The 17,993-nt window shown below is 69.6% G+C and carries 17 protein-coding genes; 16 read left to right on the forward strand and 1 reads right to left on the reverse strand.

The window, feature by feature from the left end:
* Positions 1-58: 58 nt before the first annotated feature.
* The 3 genes from efp to C8E87_RS26565 all read left to right on the forward strand — a co-directional run bounded on the left by efp (position 59) and on the right by C8E87_RS26565 (position 2,058).
* Positions 59-616: an elongation factor P gene (gene efp / locus C8E87_RS26555; protein ID WP_133875607.1), complete on the forward strand. Its 558-nt coding sequence runs from the start codon at positions 59-61 to the stop codon at positions 614-616.
* 25 nt (positions 617-641) lie between these two features.
* Complete coding sequence (nusB, locus tag C8E87_RS26560; protein ID WP_203720513.1) at positions 642-1,052, forward strand: transcription antitermination factor NusB; 411 nt, start codon at positions 642-644, stop codon at positions 1,050-1,052.
* Positions 1,053-1,545: 493 nt separating this feature from the next.
* A complete protein-coding gene (locus tag C8E87_RS26565) occupies positions 1,546-2,058 on the forward strand; it encodes an NUDIX hydrolase (protein WP_133875609.1) in 513 nt (170 codons plus the stop codon).
* 479 nt (positions 2,059-2,537) lie between these two features.
* Here C8E87_RS26565 and bldD read toward each other — a convergent pair whose 3' ends face one another.
* Positions 2,538-3,026, reverse strand: coding sequence for a transcriptional regulator BldD (gene bldD / locus C8E87_RS26570; RefSeq protein WP_020517563.1), 489 nt, complete (start codon positions 3,024-3,026; stop codon positions 2,538-2,540).
* 289 nt (positions 3,027-3,315) lie between these two features.
* Between bldD and pyrR the strand changes: the two genes are divergently transcribed.
* The 13 genes from pyrR (at position 3,316) to metK (ending at position 17,799) form a co-directional block, all read left to right on the forward strand.
* A complete protein-coding gene (gene pyrR / locus C8E87_RS26575; RefSeq protein WP_133875610.1) occupies positions 3,316-3,876 on the forward strand; it encodes a bifunctional pyr operon transcriptional regulator/uracil phosphoribosyltransferase PyrR in 561 nt (186 codons plus the stop codon).
* Complete coding sequence (locus C8E87_RS26580; protein WP_133875611.1) at positions 3,873-4,796, forward strand: aspartate carbamoyltransferase catalytic subunit; 924 nt, start codon at positions 3,873-3,875, stop codon at positions 4,794-4,796. Before pyrR ends, C8E87_RS26580 begins: the two co-directional genes overlap by 4 nt.
* Positions 4,793-6,055 (forward strand): dihydroorotase, encoded by a 1,263-nt coding sequence (locus C8E87_RS26585; RefSeq protein ID WP_133875612.1) that lies wholly within the window; start codon positions 4,793-4,795, stop codon positions 6,053-6,055. The genes C8E87_RS26580 and C8E87_RS26585 overlap by 4 nt, the downstream gene beginning before the upstream one ends.
* Positions 6,052-7,158, forward strand: a complete 1,107-nt coding sequence (gene carA / locus C8E87_RS26590) for a glutamine-hydrolyzing carbamoyl-phosphate synthase small subunit (RefSeq protein ID WP_133875613.1) — start codon at positions 6,052-6,054, stop codon at positions 7,156-7,158. The genes C8E87_RS26585 and carA overlap by 4 nt, the downstream gene beginning before the upstream one ends.
* 5 nt (positions 7,159-7,163) lie before the next feature.
* Positions 7,164-10,472 carry a carbamoyl-phosphate synthase large subunit gene (carB, locus tag C8E87_RS26595; protein ID WP_133875614.1) on the forward strand — a complete coding sequence of 1,103 codons (3,309 nt, stop codon included), beginning with the start codon at positions 7,164-7,166 and terminating at the stop codon, positions 10,470-10,472.
* Complete coding sequence (locus C8E87_RS26600) at positions 10,469-11,470, forward strand: quinone-dependent dihydroorotate dehydrogenase (protein ID WP_133875615.1); 1,002 nt, start codon at positions 10,469-10,471, stop codon at positions 11,468-11,470. Before carB ends, C8E87_RS26600 begins: the two co-directional genes overlap by 4 nt.
* Complete coding sequence (locus tag C8E87_RS26605) at positions 11,467-12,729, forward strand: adenosylmethionine--8-amino-7-oxononanoate transaminase (protein WP_133875616.1); 1,263 nt, start codon at positions 11,467-11,469, stop codon at positions 12,727-12,729. The genes C8E87_RS26600 and C8E87_RS26605 overlap by 4 nt, the downstream gene beginning before the upstream one ends.
* Positions 12,730-12,766: 37 nt before the next feature.
* Positions 12,767-13,597: an orotidine-5'-phosphate decarboxylase gene (gene pyrF / locus C8E87_RS26610; RefSeq protein ID WP_133875617.1), complete on the forward strand. Its 831-nt coding sequence runs from the start codon at positions 12,767-12,769 to the stop codon at positions 13,595-13,597.
* A gap of 184 nt (positions 13,598-13,781) precedes the next feature.
* Positions 13,782-14,099, forward strand: a complete 318-nt coding sequence (gene mihF, locus C8E87_RS26615) for an integration host factor, actinobacterial type (RefSeq protein ID WP_133875618.1) — start codon at positions 13,782-13,784, stop codon at positions 14,097-14,099.
* Between the two features lie 32 nt (positions 14,100-14,131).
* The gene (gene gmk, locus C8E87_RS26620; protein ID WP_133875619.1) at positions 14,132-14,731 is read left to right on the forward strand and encodes a guanylate kinase; all 600 of its coding nucleotides are present in this window, start codon (positions 14,132-14,134) and stop codon (positions 14,729-14,731) included.
* A 105-nt stretch (positions 14,732-14,836) separates the two neighbouring features.
* Positions 14,837-15,100 (forward strand): DNA-directed RNA polymerase subunit omega, encoded by a 264-nt coding sequence (rpoZ, locus tag C8E87_RS26625; protein WP_015623990.1) that lies wholly within the window; start codon positions 14,837-14,839, stop codon positions 15,098-15,100.
* A gap of 215 nt (positions 15,101-15,315) precedes the next feature.
* Positions 15,316-16,533 carry a bifunctional phosphopantothenoylcysteine decarboxylase/phosphopantothenate--cysteine ligase CoaBC gene (gene coaBC, locus C8E87_RS26630; protein ID WP_133875620.1) on the forward strand — a complete coding sequence of 406 codons (1,218 nt, stop codon included), beginning with the start codon at positions 15,316-15,318 and terminating at the stop codon, positions 16,531-16,533.
* A 75-nt stretch (positions 16,534-16,608) separates the two neighbouring features.
* Positions 16,609-17,799, forward strand: a complete 1,191-nt coding sequence (metK, locus tag C8E87_RS26635) for a methionine adenosyltransferase (RefSeq protein ID WP_133875621.1) — start codon at positions 16,609-16,611, stop codon at positions 17,797-17,799.
* Positions 17,800-17,993: the final 194 nt, after the last annotated feature.

Consider the following 17,993-nt stretch of genomic DNA (forward strand, 5'->3'; position numbering starts at 1 on the left):
AAACTCGGTCGGTCACCGAACTCGTTCCTTCATAAAGGCAGACAGGGCTTACACGAACATGGCTTCCACGAACGACCTCAAGAACGGCCTGGTGCTCAACCTCGACGGCGACCTCTGGTCGGTCGTGGAGTTCCAGCACGTCAAGCCCGGCAAGGGCGGGGCGTTCGTCCGCACCACGCTGAAGAACGTGCTGTCCGGCAAGGTCGTCGACAAGACGTTCAACGCCGGCACCAAGGTCGAGACCGCCACGGTCGACAAGCGCACGATGCAGTACCTCTACCAGGACGGCGAAGACTTCGTCTTCATGGATCTCGACACGTTCGACCAGATCACCGTCCCCGCCGGCACCGTCGGCGAGAACGCGAACTACCTGCTGCCCGAGGCCGAGGCCACGGTCGCCACCCACGAGGGTGTCCCGCTCTACATCGAGCTGCCGACCAGCGTCTTCCTCGAGGTCACGTACACCGAGCCGGGCCTGCAGGGCGACCGCTCCACCGGCGGCACCAAGCCGGCCACGGTCGAGACCGGCGCCACGGTCAACGTGCCGCTGTTCATCACCACCGGCGAAAAGATCAAGGTCGACACCCGCGACGGCCGTTACCTCGGTCGTTCCTGAGATGGCCGAAGGTCCCAAGACGCAGATGCCCGCGCGTCGCAAGGCGCGCAAACGGGCCCTCGACGTGCTCTACGAGGCCGACCTGCGCGACTTGCCGCCCCGGCAGGTGCTGGCGACCTACCTCGAGCGGATCGCCAAGCCCCACCCCGAGCATCTGGACTACGCCGTCGGCCTGGTCGAGGGCGTGGCCGAGCACCTCGACCGCATCGACGAGCTGATCGCCAGTTACGCCGAGGGCTGGACGATCGACCGCATGCCCGTGATCGACCGCAACCTGGCCCGCATCGCCGTCTACGAGCTGCTGTACGTCCCCGAGATCGACGACCCGGTCGCGATCACCGAGGCCGTCGAGCTCGCCAAGACGATGTCGACCGACGACAGCCCGCGCTTCCTCAACGGCATCCTCGGCCGCATCGCCGAATTCGCCACCCGGTAATCATCGGCCGGGCCCCGACGGTGTCATCGCGCCCGGGGCCCGCCCGCCGAAGATCAAACCGTTAGGGCCCCGACCGCACATCGCGCCTCGGGGCCCGCCCGCCGAAGATCAAAACCGTTCCTCCGTACGCGTCGTCGGCTCCGACAACCGCATCGGGGCAGCCCTGGGCGTGCCGGCGGCCTGGCTGCAACACCGGGCCGTAGCGCCCGCACGTGATGGTGGTGGGTCGGGCTCCGGCAGTGAAGAGCCGCGGCGGCGCGAAACCGTGCCGCCGTTCGCCCGGTGAGGAGCCGTGGCGGTGAGACCGTGCGGCCGTTCGCCCAGTGAGGAGCCGCGGCGGTGAAACCGTGCGGCCGTTCGCCCAGTGAGGAGCCGCGGCGGTGAAATCGTGCGGCCGATCGCCCTCGGCGAGCGGACGAATGTCGATCGGTATGCCGACAGCGTCCCGGGCTCGTCCACCGGTTCACCGGGCCGGGCGTCGTAGGGTGTGGCCATGCCTCGCTACGCCCGCCGTTCGGCCCGCGTCCTGGTGATCGACTCCGCCGACCGGGTGTTGCTGTTGCGGCTGGCGTCGCGCTCCCAGCAGGAGCACGCGTGGTACACGCCCGGCGGCGGAGTGAAGTGGTGGGAACGGCTGCAGTCGGCCGCCGCCCGTGAGCTGCACGAAGAGGTGGGGCTCGCGGTCCGGCCGCGCGAGTTGCGGGCGGTGGCGTTCACGAGTGGTCATGCCGAACTGCCGTTCGCGAAGGGCCTGTTCCGGGACGACTTTTTCGTGCACCGCGTCGACCGGCACGAAGTGGACACCAGCCGGCACACCGCGTTCGAGCGCCGGACCTACACGGGCTTCCGCTGGTGGTTGGCTGGGGAGCTGGCCACCACCGACGAGACCGTCTACCCGTTCCGCCTGGCCGACCTACTCACCGACCTCGTTGCGGGCCGCGAGACCGGACTCGTCTCGGCCGGCGGGGCCGGGCTCGTCGAGCTGCCATGGCATCACGCAAGCTGATCGGGTGCTGGTCAGAGATGCGTGGCGTCGCGTGAGCTGATCGGGTGCTGGTCCGAGATGCGTGGGGTCGCGTGCGCTGATCGGGTGACGGGTCGAAAAAGCTGACGGTGTGCGGTGCGGGGGTCACGGATCGCGCAAATTCCGGCGGAGATGTCGATCTTCGTGGATGGGGTCGACACGATCAGTAATGTCGGCCGTCGCGCCCGGCGGCCCGGCCGATGGCAGCATCACGTGCGGGCCCTACGGCCCGGTGTTGCAGCCAGGTCGCCGGCACGCCCAGAACTGTCCCGGTGCGTTTGTCCGAGCCGACGACGCGTACGGGAAAACGGTTTTGATCTGGACGTGAGAAGGGCGCGGACAGCGAAAAAGCCCGCGAGTGAACCACGGGCTTTTCGGGCTCGGGACTCGCGCCGACGGTGGGATCGGCGTGGTCGGGGTCGGGGATGTGACCGGTTGGGGGCCGGTGTTGTGAAGCGGGACTAGCTGGCGAAGAACGCCCGGGGGTCGGCCACGAGAACGCCCTGCTCGGTCAGGCGCTCGATCAGGCCCGACGGCGAGATGTCGTAAACGATGGCCAGCGCCCGCAGGTCGTCGGCGCGGATGGAGAGGACGCGGCCGTTGTAGTCGCCGCGCTGCTGCTGGATGGCGCGGGCGTAACGGGCGACGTAGGCGAGGTCCTCGCCGGTGGTGTCGTAGAGCTTCTCGAGGTCGAGCACGATCTTGTTGGTCGCCTCGAGGCGGACTCCGCTGCCGTCGGGCAGCAGTTCCGAGACGGGGACCCGGTAGAAGTCGGCCAGCTCGGCGAGGCGCGAGACGGTGACGGCACGGTCGCCGCGCTCGTACGACCCCACCACGACGGCCTTCCACCGGCCGTTCGACTTCTCTTCCACACCCTGCAGGGACAGGCCCTGCTGCTGCCGGATGGAGCGCAGGCGCGCCCCCAGCGACTTGGCATACTCAGACGGCATTGAAGAACACTCCCACTGTGCTGGCCCGGAGGGTTCCCCTCCGCGATCGCTACGCAGCGTGACGGTACGGAGTTTGCGACCCCTGGTCAAGTGTCGGTTACCTATGAGTCGCGCGTACCCGGGGCGAAGTGTCGGATTCGTCCGGCGTGTTCTGTGGTCAGCCACGTCACCATGGTCATTGCCGCATCCGCTGGTAACGTAGCGTCAGCCATAGGGGCGGCCCCGTCCGGGGTTGTTCCGAAGACGTCCTTTAACGACCCGTCCCGTGAGGCGGGGAAGGGGGTCCGCGGTGGCATCGCCACGCGCCGACGCGTCCAGCAAGATCATCTTGAGCGAGTCCGACCTGCAGCGGGTCGTCGACCGCATCGCTCACCAGATTCTCGAAAAGACCTCCGGGGCCACCGGCACCGTGCTTCTCGGAATTCCCACTCGCGGAGTGCCGCTGGCTCGCCGGCTGGCCGCCCGCATTCACGCCTTCGAGGGCATCGACGTGCCGGTCGGGTCGCTCGACATCACCCTTTACCGCGACGACCTGCGGCTGCACGCGACCCGCGCGCTCGGCAAGACCGAGCTGCCCGGCGGCGGCATCGACGGACGGCGGGTGGTGCTCGTCGACGACGTGCTGTTCAGCGGGCGTACGGTCCGGTCCGCTCTCGACGCGCTGAAGGACGAGGGCCGGCCCAGCTCGGTGCAGCTCGCGGTGCTGGTCGACCGGGGGCACCGCGAGCTGCCGATCCGCGCCGACTACGTCGGCAAGAACATCCCGACCTCGCAGGCCGAGAGCGTCCGCGTGTCGCTGACCGAGATCGACGGCCTCGACGAGGTCAAACTCATCGGGGGAGCCCAGTGATCAAGCATTTGCGCTCGGCCGCCGACCTCGACGCGGCCACCGCCACCCTGATCCTGGACACGGCGGGCGAGATGGCGGCGCTGGCCGGCCGCGAGGTCAAGAAACTGCCGACACTGCGCGGCCGCACGGTGGTCAACCTCTTCTACGAGGACTCGACGCGCACCCGCATCTCGTTCGAAGCGGCGGCGAAGCGGCTCTCCGCCGACGTCATCAACTTCTCGGCCAAGGGTTCCAGCGTGTCGAAGGGCGAAAGCCTCAAGGACACCGCGTTGACCCTGCAGGCCATGGGGGCCGACGCGGTCGTGATCCGGCACCCCGCCTCGGGCGCGCCGCACAGGCTGGCCGCGTGGGTCGACGGGTCGGTGGTCAACGCGGGCGACGGCACCCACGAGCACCCGACGCAGGCGCTGCTCGACGCGTACACGATGCGCTCGCGCCTGGGCCGGATCGACGGCCTGCGCGTGGCCATCGTGGGTGATGTGCTTCACAGCCGGGTCGCTCGCTCCAACGTTCTGCTGCTCACGACGCTGGGCGCGCAGGTCACGCTGGTGGGCCCGCCGACGCTCATCCCCGTCGACATCGCCGCCGCGCTGTCGCCGAAGACAGAAGTGTCGTACGACCTCGATAGCGTCCTGCCCGACATGGACGTTGTGATGATGCTGCGGGTGCAGACCGAGCGCATGCAGGACTCGTACTTCCCGTCCGCCCGGGAGTACAGCCGCCGCTACGGTCTCGACCTCGCGCGCATGCGCAAGCTGCCGGAGCACGCGATCGTGATGCATCCCGGCCCGATGAACCGCGGCATGGAGATCACGCCCGAGGTGGCGGATTCGTCGCGCTCCACGATCGTCGAACAGGTCGCCAATGGGGTCAGCGCCCGGATGGCCGTTCTCTACCTGCTGCTTGGGGGCAAGGCATGACCTCTTACCTGCTTCGTGGTGTTTCCCTGCTGGGCGCCACGCCGCGCGATCTGGTGATCGCTGATGGGCGCATCTCGGACAAGCCGGACGCTGAGGAGATCATCGACGCCGACGGGCTGGTGGCGCTGCCGGGCCTGGTCGACCTGCACACCCACCTGCGCGAGCCCGGCCGGGAGGACGCCGAGACCGTCGAGACCGGCTCCCGCTCGGCGGCGCTGGGCGGCTACACGGCGGTCTTCGCCATGGCCAACACCTCGCCCGTCGCCGACACCGCGGGCGTGGTCGAGCAGGTCTGGCGCCTGGGCCGCGAGGCCGGCCTGGTCGACGTGCAGCCGATCGGCGCGGTCACCGTCGGGCTGGCTGGCAAGCAGCTGGCCGAGCTGGGCGCGATGGCGACCTCCGCGGCCAACGTGCGGATCTTCTCGGACGACGGGCACTGCGTCGCCGACCCCCGCCTGATGCGCCGCGCGCTGGAATACGTCAAGGCGTTCGACGGCATCATCGCCCAGCACGCCGAGGAGCCGCGGCTCACCGAGGGCGCGCAGATGCACGAGGGCGAGGTCAGCACCCGGCTCGGGCTCACCGGCTGGCCGGCCGTCGCCGAAGAGGCGATCATCGCGCGTGACGTGCTGCTGGCCGAGCACGTGGGCAGCCGCCTGCACGTCTGCCACGTCTCCACGGCCGGCTCGGTCGAGGTGCTGCGCCAGGCCAAGGCCCGCGGGGTTCGGGTGACGGCCGAGGTCACCCCGCATCACCTGCTGCTGACCGACGAGCTCGCCGCCTCCTACGACCCGGTCTACAAGGTCAACCCCCCGCTGCGTACGGCCTCCGACGTCGAGGCGTTGCGAGCCGCCCTGGTCGAGGGCGTGATCGACATCGTCGCGACCGACCACGCGCCGCACGCCGTGGAGGACAAGGAATGTGAATGGGCGTACGCCCGGCCGGGCATGGTGGGTCTCGAGACCGCCCTGCCGGTCGTGCTCTCGGTGCTGGGCGAGCAGTGGGATCTGATCGCCGAGCGCATGTCCCGGACGCCCGCGCGGATCGCGGGCCTGACCGGCCACGGCACCGGCCTGGCGGTCGGCGATCCGGCCAACCTCACGCTGGTGGACCCGTCTGCCCGGCGGGTCGTCGACCCGGCCGAGCTGGCGAGCCGCAGCCGCAACACACCGTACGCGGGCACCACCCTGCCGGGTCGCATCGTCGCGACCTTCCTCCGGGGAGAGCCGACGGTCCTCGATGGGAAGGCTGTTAAGTGAGTAAAGCGATCCTCGTTCTCGAGGACGGGCGTACGTTCACCGGTCTCGCTTACGGCGCGCTGGGTGAGACGTTCGGCGAGGCCGTCTTCACCACCGGCATGACCGGGTATCAGGAGACCCTGACCGACCCGTCCTACCACCGGCAGGTCGTCGTGCAGACCGCGCCGCAGATCGGCAACACCGGCGTCAACGAGGAGGACGACGAGTCCTCCAAGATCTGGGTCGCGGGTTACGTCGTACGGGATCCGGCTCGCCGGCCCTCGAACTGGCGCTCGACCGGTGATCTGGGGGAGCGGCTGGCGGCCGAGGGTGTCGTCGGCATCAGCGGGATCGACACGCGGGCGTTGACGCGGCACTTGCGCTCACGCGGGGCGATGCGGGTCGGCATCTCCTCGGTCGACCTGGACCCGCAGTCGCTGCTGGCCCGGGTGCAGTCCTCGCCGCAGATGGTGGGGGCGGACCTGTCGGCCGAGGTGACCACGTCCTCCCGGTACACCGTGGAAGCTGTCGGCGAGCATCGCTACACCGTCGCCGCGCTCGATCTCGGGATCAAGCGGAACGTCTCGCAGCGGCTCGCCGCGCGGGGCGTGACGACGCACATCTTCCCGGCCACCTCGACGATCGACGAGCTGCTCGCGGTCTCGCCCGACGCCGTGTTCTTCTCGCCCGGCCCCGGCGACCCGGCCACCGCCGACGGCCCGGTGGCGCTGGCCCAAGAGGTCATGCGCCGGCAGAAGCCGCTGTTCGGCATCTGCTTCGGCAGCCAGATCCTGGGCCGCGCGCTCGGCTTCGGCACCTACAAGCTCGGGTACGGCCACCGCGGGATCAACCAGCCGGTGCTCGACAAGACCACCGGCAAGGTCGAGGTGACCAGCCACAACCACGGCTTCGCGGTCGACGCGCCGCTCAACACCGTGATCGGCACAGAGTTCGGCGGGGTCGAGGTCTCGCACGTCTGCCTCAACGACAACGTGGTCGAGGGCCTGCGGGGGATCGAGGTCCCCGCGTTCACTGTCCAGTACCACCCCGAGGCCGCCGCCGGCCCGCACGACGCCGACTACCTGTTCGACAGGTTCGTCGAGCTCGTGGAAAAGAAGGGCTGATCACGATGCCGAAACGTGAAGATCTCAAGCACGTGATGGTGATCGGCTCCGGCCCGATCGTCATCGGCCAGGCCTGCGAGTTCGACTACTCCGGCACCCAGGCGTGCCGGGTGCTGCGGGCCGAGGGCATCCGCGTCTCGCTGGTCAACTCGAACCCGGCCACGATCATGACGGACCCCGAGTTCGCCGACGCCACGTACGTCGAGCCGATCACCCCGGAGTTCGTCGAGCTGGTCATCGCCAAGGAGCGCCCCGACGCGATCCTGCCCACGCTGGGCGGGCAGACCGCGCTCAACACCGCGGTCGCGCTGCACGAGAGCGGCGTCCTCGAGAAGTACGGCGTCGAGCTGATCGGCGCCAACATCGACGCCATCCGCCGCGGCGAGGACAGGCAGCTCTTCAAGGACATCGTGGCGAAGGCCGGGGGCGAGACCCCGCGCTCGCGCGTCTGTCACTCGATGGACGAGGTGCACGCGACGGTGGCCGAGCTCGGGCTGCCCGTGGTCATCCGGCCCTCGTTCACCATGGGTGGCCTCGGCTCGGGCATGGCCCACACCAACGAGGATCTGGAGCGCATCGCCGGCACGGGCCTGGCTGCCTCCCCGGTGCACGAGGTGCTCATCGAGGAGAGCGTGCTCGGCTGGAAGGAGTACGAGCTCGAGCTGATGCGCGACAAGCACGACAACGTCGTGGTCGTCTGCTCGATCGAGAACGTCGACCCGATGGGCGTGCACACCGGCGACTCGGTGACGGTGGCCCCGGCCATGACCCTGACCGACCGCGAGTACCAGAAGCTGCGTGACCTCGGCATCGCCGTGCTGCGCGAGGTCGGCGTGGACACCGGCGGCTGCAACATCCAGTTCGCGATCAACCCGGACAACGGGCGCCTGGTCGTCATCGAGATGAACCCGCGCGTGTCGCGGTCGTCGGCGCTCGCCTCGAAGGCGACCGGCTTCCCGATCGCCAAGATCGCGGCCAAGCTGGCCATCGGGTACACGCTCGACGAGATCCCCAACGACATCACCCTCAAGACGCCCGCGGCGTTCGAGCCCGCCCTCGACTACGTGGTGGTGAAGATCCCGCGGTTCGCGTTCGAGAAGTTCCCGGGGGCCGACGCGGAGCTGACCACCACGATGAAGTCGGTCGGCGAGGCGATGTCTCTCGGGCGCAACTTCGCCGAGGCCTTGAACAAGGCGATGCGGTCGCTGGAGACCTCCGCTGCCGGGTTCTGGACCAAGGCCGATCCTCCCGGCTCACTTGAGGACGCTCTGTCCGCTTTGCGGGTCCCGCACGACGGCCGGCTTTACACCGTCGAGCGGGCGCTGCGGCTGGGCGCCACGGTCGAGCAGGTGCACGAGGCCAGCGGCCGGATCGACCCGTGGTTCCTCGACGAGATCAAGGCGCTCGTCGACCTCCGTACGGAGATCATGAACGCGCCGGTGCTCGACGAGGAGCTGCTGCGCCGGGCCAAGCGCTCGGGTGTCTCCGACAAGCAGCTCGCGGCCCTGCGCCCCGAGCTCGCGGGCGAGGACGGCGTGCGCACACTGCGGCACCGCCTCGGCGTCCGCCCGGTCTACAAGACCGTCGACACCTGCGCGGCAGAGTTCGAGGCCAACACCCCGTACCACTACTCGTCGTACGACGAGGAGACCGAGGTGGCGCCGTCGGCCCGGCCCAAGGTGCTCATCCTCGGCTCCGGCCCCAACCGCATCGGCCAGGGCATCGAGTTCGACTACTCCTGCGTGCACGCGGTCATGGCGTTGCGCGGTGTCGATTTCGAGACCGTGATGGTCAACTGCAACCCCGAGACTGTCTCGACCGACTACGACACCGCCGACCGGCTCTATTTCGAGCCGCTCACCTTCGAGGACGTCTTCGAGGTCTTCCATTCCGAGGACTCCAGCGGCAAGGCAACCGGCGGCCCCGGCGTGGTCGGCGTCATCGTGCAGCTCGGCGGTCAGACCCCGCTCGGCCTGGCCAACCGGCTCAAGGCCGCGGGCGTCCCGATCGTCGGCACCTCGCCCGAGTCGATCGACCTGGCGGAGCACCGTGGCCTGTTCGGCGCGGTGCTGGCCAAGGCGGGCCTGCGCTCGCCCGACCACGGCACCGCGACCAGCTTCGACGAGGCCAAGACGATCGCCGACACGATCGGGTATCCCGTGCTGGTCCGCCCGTCGTACGTACTCGGCGGCCGTGGCATGGAGATCGTCTACGACGAGCCGACGCTGCGGGGCTACATCGAGCGGGCCACCGAGATCTCGCCGGACCACCCGGTGCTGGTCGACCGGTTCCTCGACGACGCGGTCGAGATCGACGTGGACGCGCTCTGCGACGAGACCGGCGAGGTCTACCTGGGTGGCGTGATGGAGCACATCGAGGAGGCCGGCATCCACTCCGGCGACTCGTCGTGTTCGCTGCCGCCGATCACCCTGGCCGGCTCGCATCTGGCCGAGGTGCGCCGCTACACCGAGGCGATCGCCCGCGGGGTCGGGGTGCGCGGCCTGCTCAACGTGCAGTACGCCCTCAAGGACGACACGCTCTACGTCCTCGAGGCCAACCCGCGCGCGTCCCGGACCGTCCCGTTCGTCTCCAAGGCGACCGCGGTGCCGCTCGCGAAGGCGGCCGCCCGGATCATGCTGGGCGCGACCATCGCCGAACTGCGGGCCGAAGGGCTGCTGCTGCCCGAGGGCGACGGCGGCATCGTGCCCGAGAACGCGCCGATCGCGATCAAGGAAGCGGTGCTGCCGTTCAAGCGGTTCCGCACCCCGGCCGGTCACGGCGTGGACAGCCTGCTCGGCCCAGAGATGAAGTCGACCGGCGAGGTGATGGGCATCGACGCCGGCTTCGGGCAGGCGTTCGCCAAGTCGCAGGCCGCTGCGTACGGGTCGCTCCCGACCGCCGGCAAGATCTTTGTGTCGGTGGCGAACCGGGACAAGCGGGCCATGGTCTTCCCGATCAAGCGGCTGGCCGATCTCGGCTTCACGATCGTCACCACGGCCGGCACCGGCGAGGTGCTGCGCCGGTACGGCGTGGTCTGCGAGGTCGTGCCCAAGCACTACGAGAGCCCGGGCAAGAACGCCGTCGAGCTGATCCTGGCCGGCGAGATCGCGATGATCATCAACACGCCGTCGGGCGCCCGCGCCCGCAACGACGGGTACGAGATCCGCAGCGCGGCGGTCACGGCGGACATCCCGAGCATCACCACGGTGCCGGGCGCGGCCGCCGCGGTGATGGGCATCGAGGCGCTGATGCGCGGCGACATGACAGTGCGCCCGCTGCAGGAGATGCACGCCGCTCTGCGGGACGCGAAGTGACCTTGTTCGAGTCCGCCGTCCGGCCGGTGCTGTTCCGGCTGGGCGGCGGGGACGCCGAGACGGCGCACGAGTTCACGCTCAAGCGCCTGGCCGCGCTGCCTGCCCCGGTGCGCGCCGCGCTGAAGAGGCGCTATGCCACGGCCAAGCCGGTCGAGGCGTTCGGCGTGACGTTCCCCAACCCGGTCGGGCTCGCGGCCGGCATGGACAAGAACGGCGTCGCGCTGCCGGCCTGGCCCGCGCTCGGGTTCGGCTTCGTCGAGGCCGGCACGGTCACCGCGCACGCGCAGCCCGGCAACGACAAGCCGCGCCTGTTCCGGCTGCGGGACAGCCGGGCGATCATCAACCGGATGGGCTTCAACAACGCGGGGGCGGCCGCGCTGGCCGAGCGGCTGCGCGCGCTGGGCCCGATCGGGGTGCCGCTGGGGGTGTCGCTCGGCAAGTCCAAGGTCACCCCGCTGGGTGAAGCCGTCGAGGACTACCTGAGCTCGTACCGGCTGCTGCACCCGTACGCGGACTACATCGCGGTCAACGTGTCGTCGCCCAACACGCCCGGCCTGCGGACCCTGCAGGACAAGGGCGCCATCGCGGAGCTGCTGGGGGCGTTGCGCGGGGAGACCCCCGTACTGGTGAAAATCGCCCCGGATCTCACCGAGCCGGCCATCGCCGAGCTGCTCGAGGTGTGCCTGAGCCACGGCGCGGCCGGTGTGATCGCGACCAACACGACCCTGGCCCGCGAGGGTCTGGCGGCTGCCGACCAGCCGCTGGCTGGTGAGGCGGGCGGGCTCTCCGGGGCGCCGCTGACCGAGAAGGCGCGCAAGATCGTCCACTTCGTCCACGCCGAGACCGACGGCAAGCTGCCGATCGTCGGCGTCGGCGGCGTGATGTGCGCCGACGACGCCGCGCGGCTGTTCGACGCGGGCGCCGCGCTGGTGCAGTTGTACAGCGGGTTCATCTATCACGGCCCCGCGCTGGTGCGAGCGGCGGCGCGTTCGATATGACCGATCTGCTCGCCCTCGACCGGGCGCACGTCTGGCACCCGTACGGGCCGATGCCGGGACGCAGTGAGCCCTACTTGGTCGAGAGCGCGCAGGACGTACGGCTGCGGCTGGCCGACGGCCGGGACGTGGTCGACGGGATGTCGTCGTGGTGGGCGGCGATCCACGGCTACCGGCACCCCGTGCTCGACGCCGCGCTCGTCGAGCAGTCGCAGCGGATGAGCCACGTGATGTTCGGCGGGCTCACCCACGAGCCCGCGATCCGGCTTGCCACCACGCTGGTCGACCTCGCGCCGGACGGGCTGGAACACGTCTTCCTGTGCGATTCGGGCTCGGTCGGCGTGGAGGTCGCGATCAAGATGGCGCTGCAGGCCCAGCTCGCGCTGGGCCGGCCGGGGCGGCGCAAGCTCGCGACCTGGCGCGGCGGCTATCACGGCGACACGTTCCATCCGATGAGCGTGTGCGACCCGGTCGGCGGCATGCACTCGCTGTGGACCGGGGTGCTGCCGCCGCAGATCTTCGCCCCGGCCCCGCCGACCGGCTATGACGGCTCCTACGCCGCGTCCTTGGCCGACCTGGTGGAGCGGCACGCGGACGAGATCGCGGCCGTGATCGTCGAGCCGGTCGTGCAGGGCGCCGGGGGTATGCGGTTCCACGATCCGGCGTATTTGCGCGTCCTGCGGGACGTGACGGCCGCACACGGCGTCTTCTTGATCTTCGATGAGATCGCGACGGGCTTCGGCCGGACGGGGTCGTTCTTCGCCGCCGAGTTGGCCGGGGTGACGCCCGACATCATGTGCGTCGGGAAGGCGCTGACGGGCGGGTATCTGACCCTGGCGGCGACGCTGTGCACGTCCGAGGTGGCGGCGGCGATCTCGGCCGGTGAGGGCGGCGGGCTCGCGCACGGCCCCACCTTCATGGGCAACCCGCTGGCCTGCGCGGTGGCGAACGCGTCACTGGGCCTGTTGCGATCCGGTGACTGGGCCTCCCGCGTACGGGTGATCGAAAGCGGTCTGCGGGCCGGGCTCGAGCCGTTGCGGGCCGCGCCGGGGGTCGCCGACGTACGGGTGCTCGGCGCGATCGGGGTCGTGCAGCTGGACCATCCGGTCGACATGGCGAAGGCGACCGCCGCGGCCGTCGAGGCAGGGGTATGGCTGCGCCCGTTCCGCGACCTGATCTACACGATGCCGCCGTTCGTGACGGCCGCCGAGGACGTCGACCTGATCGTCTCGGGCATCGCCGCCGCGGTGGCGGCAACCTGACTGACCACTTGACTGCTGACACAAAGAGGGAGCCCGCATGGAGACCTTCGGCAAGCGCCTCGCGGAGGCCATGGACAAGCGGGGCCGGCTCTGCGTCGGCATCGATCCGCACGCCGCCCTGCTGACCAGGTGGGGGCTTACCGACGACATCGCCGGCCTGGAACGCTTCGCCCATACGGTGGTCGAGGCACTGGCCGATCGGGTGGCCGTGCTCAAGCCGCAGTCCGCGTTTTTTGAGAGATTTGGGTCACGTGGCATCGGAATTCTTGAGTCAACTATCCGACAGTCCCGCGAGGCCGGTGCGCTGGTTCTTCTCGACGTGAAGCGCGGCGACATCGGCTCGACGATGGCCGCGTACGCGAGCGCCTATCTCGATCCGTCGAGTTCGCTGTGTGCCGACGCGATTACTGTGAGTCCCTATCTCGGAGTGGGCTCCCTGCGGCCGGCGTTCGACGCGGCGGCGGCGAACGGCGGCGGCGTGTTCGTCCTGGGCCTCACGTCCAATCCGGAGGGACCGTCCGTCCAGCATGCCGTCGCAAAGGACAAAAGGACCGTAGCGCAGACCGTGATCGATGAAATTTCCCTGCTCAACGCGGGTGCGGAGCCCCTCGGAAGCTTCGGGCTCGTAATCGGAGCGACAATCGGCGACACCGGACACGATCTGTCCCGGGTGAACGGTCCGCTGCTTGCTCCGGGGCTCGGCGCGCAGGGCGCCACCCCCTCCGACCTGCGGTCCGTCTTCGGTGAAAGCCTGCGCACCGTGCTGCCGTCGTACTCACGGGAAGTCCTCGCGGCGGGACCCGGCGTGGCCGAACTGCGGGCCGCCGCGGACCGTGTCGCGGCCGACTGTGAGACCGCTCTCGGGTGAAACGCGCCTGCTTATCAGGCAGCCGGACAGCCGGATCGGGGGTACCCCCACGTTGCCGAAAGCGCCGTTGACCGCTAGTTTTCCCGGCGCCGGGAACCACATGCCCCTTTGGTTCCCTGGCACACCACGTTTCACAGAAGCGCCGGTATTCGACTACGGCGCGATAGGGACCTGAGGAGAACTGGTGCCGCTCCCGTCACTGAGCCCCGAGCAGCGCAAGGCCGCGCTGGAAAAGGCCGCGGAAGTTCGCAAGGCTCGGGCTGAGCTGAAGGAACAGCTCAAGTCCGGCAAGACCACCCTCGCCGCTGTGCTTGACCGCGCGGAGGAGGACGAGGTCGTCGGCAAGCTGAAGGTCTCGGCCGTGCTTCAGGCGCTGCCGGGCATCGGCAAGATCCGCGCGACCCAGATCATGGAGAAGCTCAAGATCGCTGACAGCCGCCGGCTGCGTGGTCTGGGCGACCAGCAGCGCAAGGCCCTCCTGGGGGAGTTCGCTGCGAACTGACTCATGGGCTCGTGTTGAATGAGCCTGTGAGCATGGATGACGACGCGCGCCCGGCAGCCCGCCTCACCGTCCTGTCCGGCCCCTCCGGGGTCGGCAAGGACAGCGTGATCGAGCTGATCCGGGCGCGCTCGCCCTGGATCAAGCTGTCCGTGTCGGTGACGACGCGGAAGAAGCGCGACTACGAGACCGACGGCGAGCACTACCACTTCGTGACCCGGAGCGAGTTCCAGCGGCTGATCGACGGCGGTCAGCTTCTCGAGTGGGCCGAGTTCGCCGGCAACCTCTACGGCACGCCGCGAGCACAGGTCGAGGGGTGGATCTCGCAGGGCCGTCCGGTGCTGTTGAAGATCGACCTGCAGGGCGCCCGGCAGGTGCGGGCCACGATGCCCGACGCCCAGCTGGTGTTCCTGGCCCCGCCCAGCGTCGAGGAGCTCAAGCGCCGCCTGGTCGGCCGGGGCACCGACGACGAGGAAACGATCCGTCGCCGGCTGGCCCACGCCGACGAGGAACTGGCCGCCGAGAAGGAATTCGACCGGACCGTGGTCAACGACTTCGTCGAGCGGGCCGCCGACGAGCTGGTAGGATTGCTCGGTTCGTCATTTCTGACGCCCGCGCAAGCCCCAGAGCACTAGGGCAAGCCCAGGACCCAAGGCAAGCCCAGGACCCAAGGCAAGCTCAGAACCCAGGGCAAGCCCTGGAACTAAGGCCCATCAACTTTTTAAGGACGCGAGAGAACTGTGGGAACCATCGCGAACCCGGAAGGCATCACCAACCCGCCGATCGACGAACTGCTCGACAAGACCTCGTCGAAGTACTCGCTGGTGATCTTCGCGGCTAAGCGCGCCCGACAGGTCAACGCCTACTACAGCCAGCTCGGTGAGGGCCTCCTCGAGTACGTCGGCCCGCTGGTCGAGACCACGCCGCAGGAGAAGCCGCTCTCGATCGCCATGCGCGAGATCAACGCCGGCCTGCTGACCGCCGAGGCGACCGACAACCCGTGATCCGGGCTGCCTGATCGGCTCGCCGCCGATCCAACGCCGCGCCTTCGCGCGGTCCCATCGATCCCGCGTCTCCGCTTACCGGGCGCGGGATCTTTGCTGCCCGCCCTTTCCCCGTATGCAGTGTTGTCCGGAGTTTTCCACAGGATGTCGGGTGGTTCCGCGGCGGCGACCGGGGCGGGCTAGCGTTGTCGGCGACAGCGTGAAAGGGGTCCGCGGTGACGGAAGTGGTGCTCGGAGTGGCCGGTGGCATCGCCGCCTACAAGGCCTGTGAACTGCTTCGCTTGTTCACCGAGTCGGGCGACCGGGTGCGGGTGGTCCCGACCGCCGCCGCGCTGAAGTTCGTCGGGGCGCCGACGTGGGCAGCGCTGTCCGGGCAGCCGGTGGCGACCGACGTGTGGGACGACGCGCACGAGGTGCCCCATGTGCGGATCGGGCGGGCGGCCGAGCTGGTCGTCGTCGCGCCCGCCACCGCCGACGTGCTGGCCAAGGCGGCGCACGGCATCGCTGACGACCTGCTGACCAACACGCTGCTGACGGCTACGTGCCCGGTCGTGTACGCGCCGGCCATGCACACCGAGATGTGGGAGAACCCGGCCACCCAGGCGAACGTCGCAACCCTGCGGGCTCGTGGCGCTGTGGTGATCGAGCCGGCCGTCGGACGGCTGACCGGCAAGGACACCGGCAAGGGGCGCCTGCCCGACCCGGCCGAGATCTGGGAGCTGGCGCGACGCGTACGGAAGCGCGGTCTTGATCGTGATCTGTCGAGGTTGCACGTCGTGGTGACGGCGGGCGGCACGCGCGAGCCGCTCGACCCCGTGCGGTTCCTCGGCAACCGGTCGTCCGGCAAGCAGGGGTATGCGCTGGCCAAGGCGGCCGCCGCCCGCGGTGCGCGGACGACGCTGATCGCGGCGAACGTGACACTGCCCGACCCGGCCGGGGTCGACATCGTGCGCGTCGGCACGACCGAGGAGCTGCGCGTCGCGGTGGTGAAGGCGGCCGTCGACGCCGACGTGGTGGTGATGTCGGCCGCCCCCGCCGACTTCCGGCCGGCCACCGTCGCCGAGGAAAAGATCAAGAAGACCGATGACGGGACGCCGGCGCCGATCGCGCTCGTGACGAACCCGGATATCGCGGCTGAGCTGGGCGCGAGCAAGCGGCCCGGACAGGTTCTGGTCGCCTTCGCGGCCGAGACGCACGACGCGATCGAGCACGCACGAGCGAAATTGATCAAGAAACGTGCCGACCTGATCGTCGTTAACGAGGTGGGAGTGGACCGCGTCTTCGGCGCCGACCACAATGAGGTCACGCTGCTGGGGGCCGACGGAAGCACGGCCGCTTACGCCGAACTCCCTAAAGACGATGTGGCCGATATGATTTACGACCATGTCGTGAGGCTGCTGGAACGCCAGGTCGCAGACGATGGGACGGCGTAGCACCCAGGCGTCTTCGATCCGGCGCGGTGGCTACACTTCCGCGTTACGTTGTATTCGACAAATCTGAGGAGCACCGTGGCACGCCGCCTGTTCACCTCCGAGTCGGTCACGGAAGGCCACCCGGACAAGATCGCTGACCAGATCAGCGACGGCATTCTCGACGCACTGCTGGCGCAGGACCCCCGCAGCCGCGTCGCGGTGGAAACGCTCATCACGACCGGCCAGGTGCACGTGGCGGGCGAGGTCACCACCCAGGCCTACGCCGACATCCCGAGCATCGTGCGCGACACGATCCTGCGGATCGGATACGACTCGTCGAAGAAGGGCTTCGACGGCGCCTCCTGCGGCGTCAGCGTCTCCATCGGGTCGCAGTCGCCCGACATCGCGCAGGGTGTCGACAGTGCCCTCGAGCTGCGCGAGGGCGACAGCGAGCACGTGCTCGACGCCCAGGGCGCCGGCGACCAGGGCATGATGTTCGGTTTCGCCTGCTCGGAGACCCCCGAGCTGATGCCGCTGCCGATCGCGCTGGCGCACCGCCTGGCCCGCCGCCTGTCGGCCGCCCGCAAGGACGGCACGATTCCCTACCTGCGGCCCGACGGCAAGACCCAGGTCACGATCGAGTACGACGGCCTCAAGCCGGTACGCCTCGACACCGTGGTCGTCTCGTCGCAGCACGCCGCCGACATCTCGCTCGAGTCGCTGCTGACTCCCGACATCCGCGAGCACGTGATCGCGCCCGAGCTCGAGGGCCTGGGGCTCGACACCGACAACTACCGTCTGCTGGTCAACCCGACCGGCCGCTTCGAGATCGGCGGCCCGATGGGTGACGCCGGCCTCACCGGTCGCAAGATCATCGTCGACACGTACGGCGGTTACGCGCGGCACGGCGGCGGCGCGTTCTCCGGCAAGGACCCGTCCAAGGTGGACCGGTCCGCGGCGTACGCGATGCGCTGGGTGGCCAAGAACGTCGTGGCGGCAGGCCTGGCCGAGCGCTGCGAGACCCAGGTCGCCTACGCGATCGGCAAGGCCCACCCGGTGTCGCTGTTCGTCGAGACGTTCGGCACCGAGAACGTGCCGGTCGAGCGGATCGAGAAGGCCATCAACGAGGTCTTCGACCTGCGCCCGGCCGCGATCATCCGCGACCTCGACCTGATGCGCCCGATCTACCAGCAGACGGCCGCCTACGGCCACTTCGGCCGCGAGATCCCGGAGCTGCTCTGGGAGAACACCGAGCGCGCGCAGGACCTGAAGAACGCCGCCGCCTGATCCTTGGGCTCGAGAAGGCGCCCCCGCGAATCGTCGTGGGGGCGCCCTTCTTTTCGGGCAGCCGGCGGTCGCCCTGGTTGTCGCGTGGGCGCGGTCCGGGTCGGCCCGGCGGCTTGCGTGTCGGGATCGCCGTCGCCGGGCACACGCTCGGTGCCGGACGGCCGGCGTGCTGCGCGGGGACTCGTGCCGCCGGC

Source organism: Paractinoplanes brasiliensis (assembly GCF_004362215.1).
Classification (GTDB): Bacteria; Actinomycetota; Actinomycetes; order Mycobacteriales; family Micromonosporaceae; genus Actinoplanes; species Actinoplanes brasiliensis.

What these genes read in the sequence shown, in the direction of transcription:
- C8E87_RS26605 (WP_133875616.1), top strand. Translation starts at nt 11,467, where the DNA reads ATGACCGATCTGCTCGCCCTCGACCGGGCGCACGTCTGGCACCCGTAC.
- efp (WP_133875607.1), top strand. Translation starts at nt 59, where the DNA reads ATGGCTTCCACGAACGACCTCAAGAACGGCCTGGTGCTCAACCTCGAC.
- carB (WP_133875614.1), top strand. Translation starts at nt 7,164, where the DNA reads ATGCCGAAACGTGAAGATCTCAAGCACGTGATGGTGATCGGCTCCGGC.
- C8E87_RS26585 (WP_133875612.1), top strand. Translation starts at nt 4,793, where the DNA reads ATGACCTCTTACCTGCTTCGTGGTGTTTCCCTGCTGGGCGCCACGCCG.
- bldD (WP_020517563.1), bottom strand. Translation starts at nt 3,026, where the DNA reads ATGCCGTCTGAGTATGCCAAGTCGCTGGGGGCGCGCCTGCGCTCCATC.
- C8E87_RS26565 (WP_133875609.1), top strand. Translation starts at nt 1,546, where the DNA reads ATGCCTCGCTACGCCCGCCGTTCGGCCCGCGTCCTGGTGATCGACTCC.
- pyrF (WP_133875617.1), top strand. Translation starts at nt 12,767, where the DNA reads ATGGAGACCTTCGGCAAGCGCCTCGCGGAGGCCATGGACAAGCGGGGC.
- nusB (WP_203720513.1), top strand. Translation starts at nt 642, where the DNA reads ATGCCCGCGCGTCGCAAGGCGCGCAAACGGGCCCTCGACGTGCTCTAC.
- gmk (WP_133875619.1), top strand. Translation starts at nt 14,132, where the DNA reads ATGGATGACGACGCGCGCCCGGCAGCCCGCCTCACCGTCCTGTCCGGC.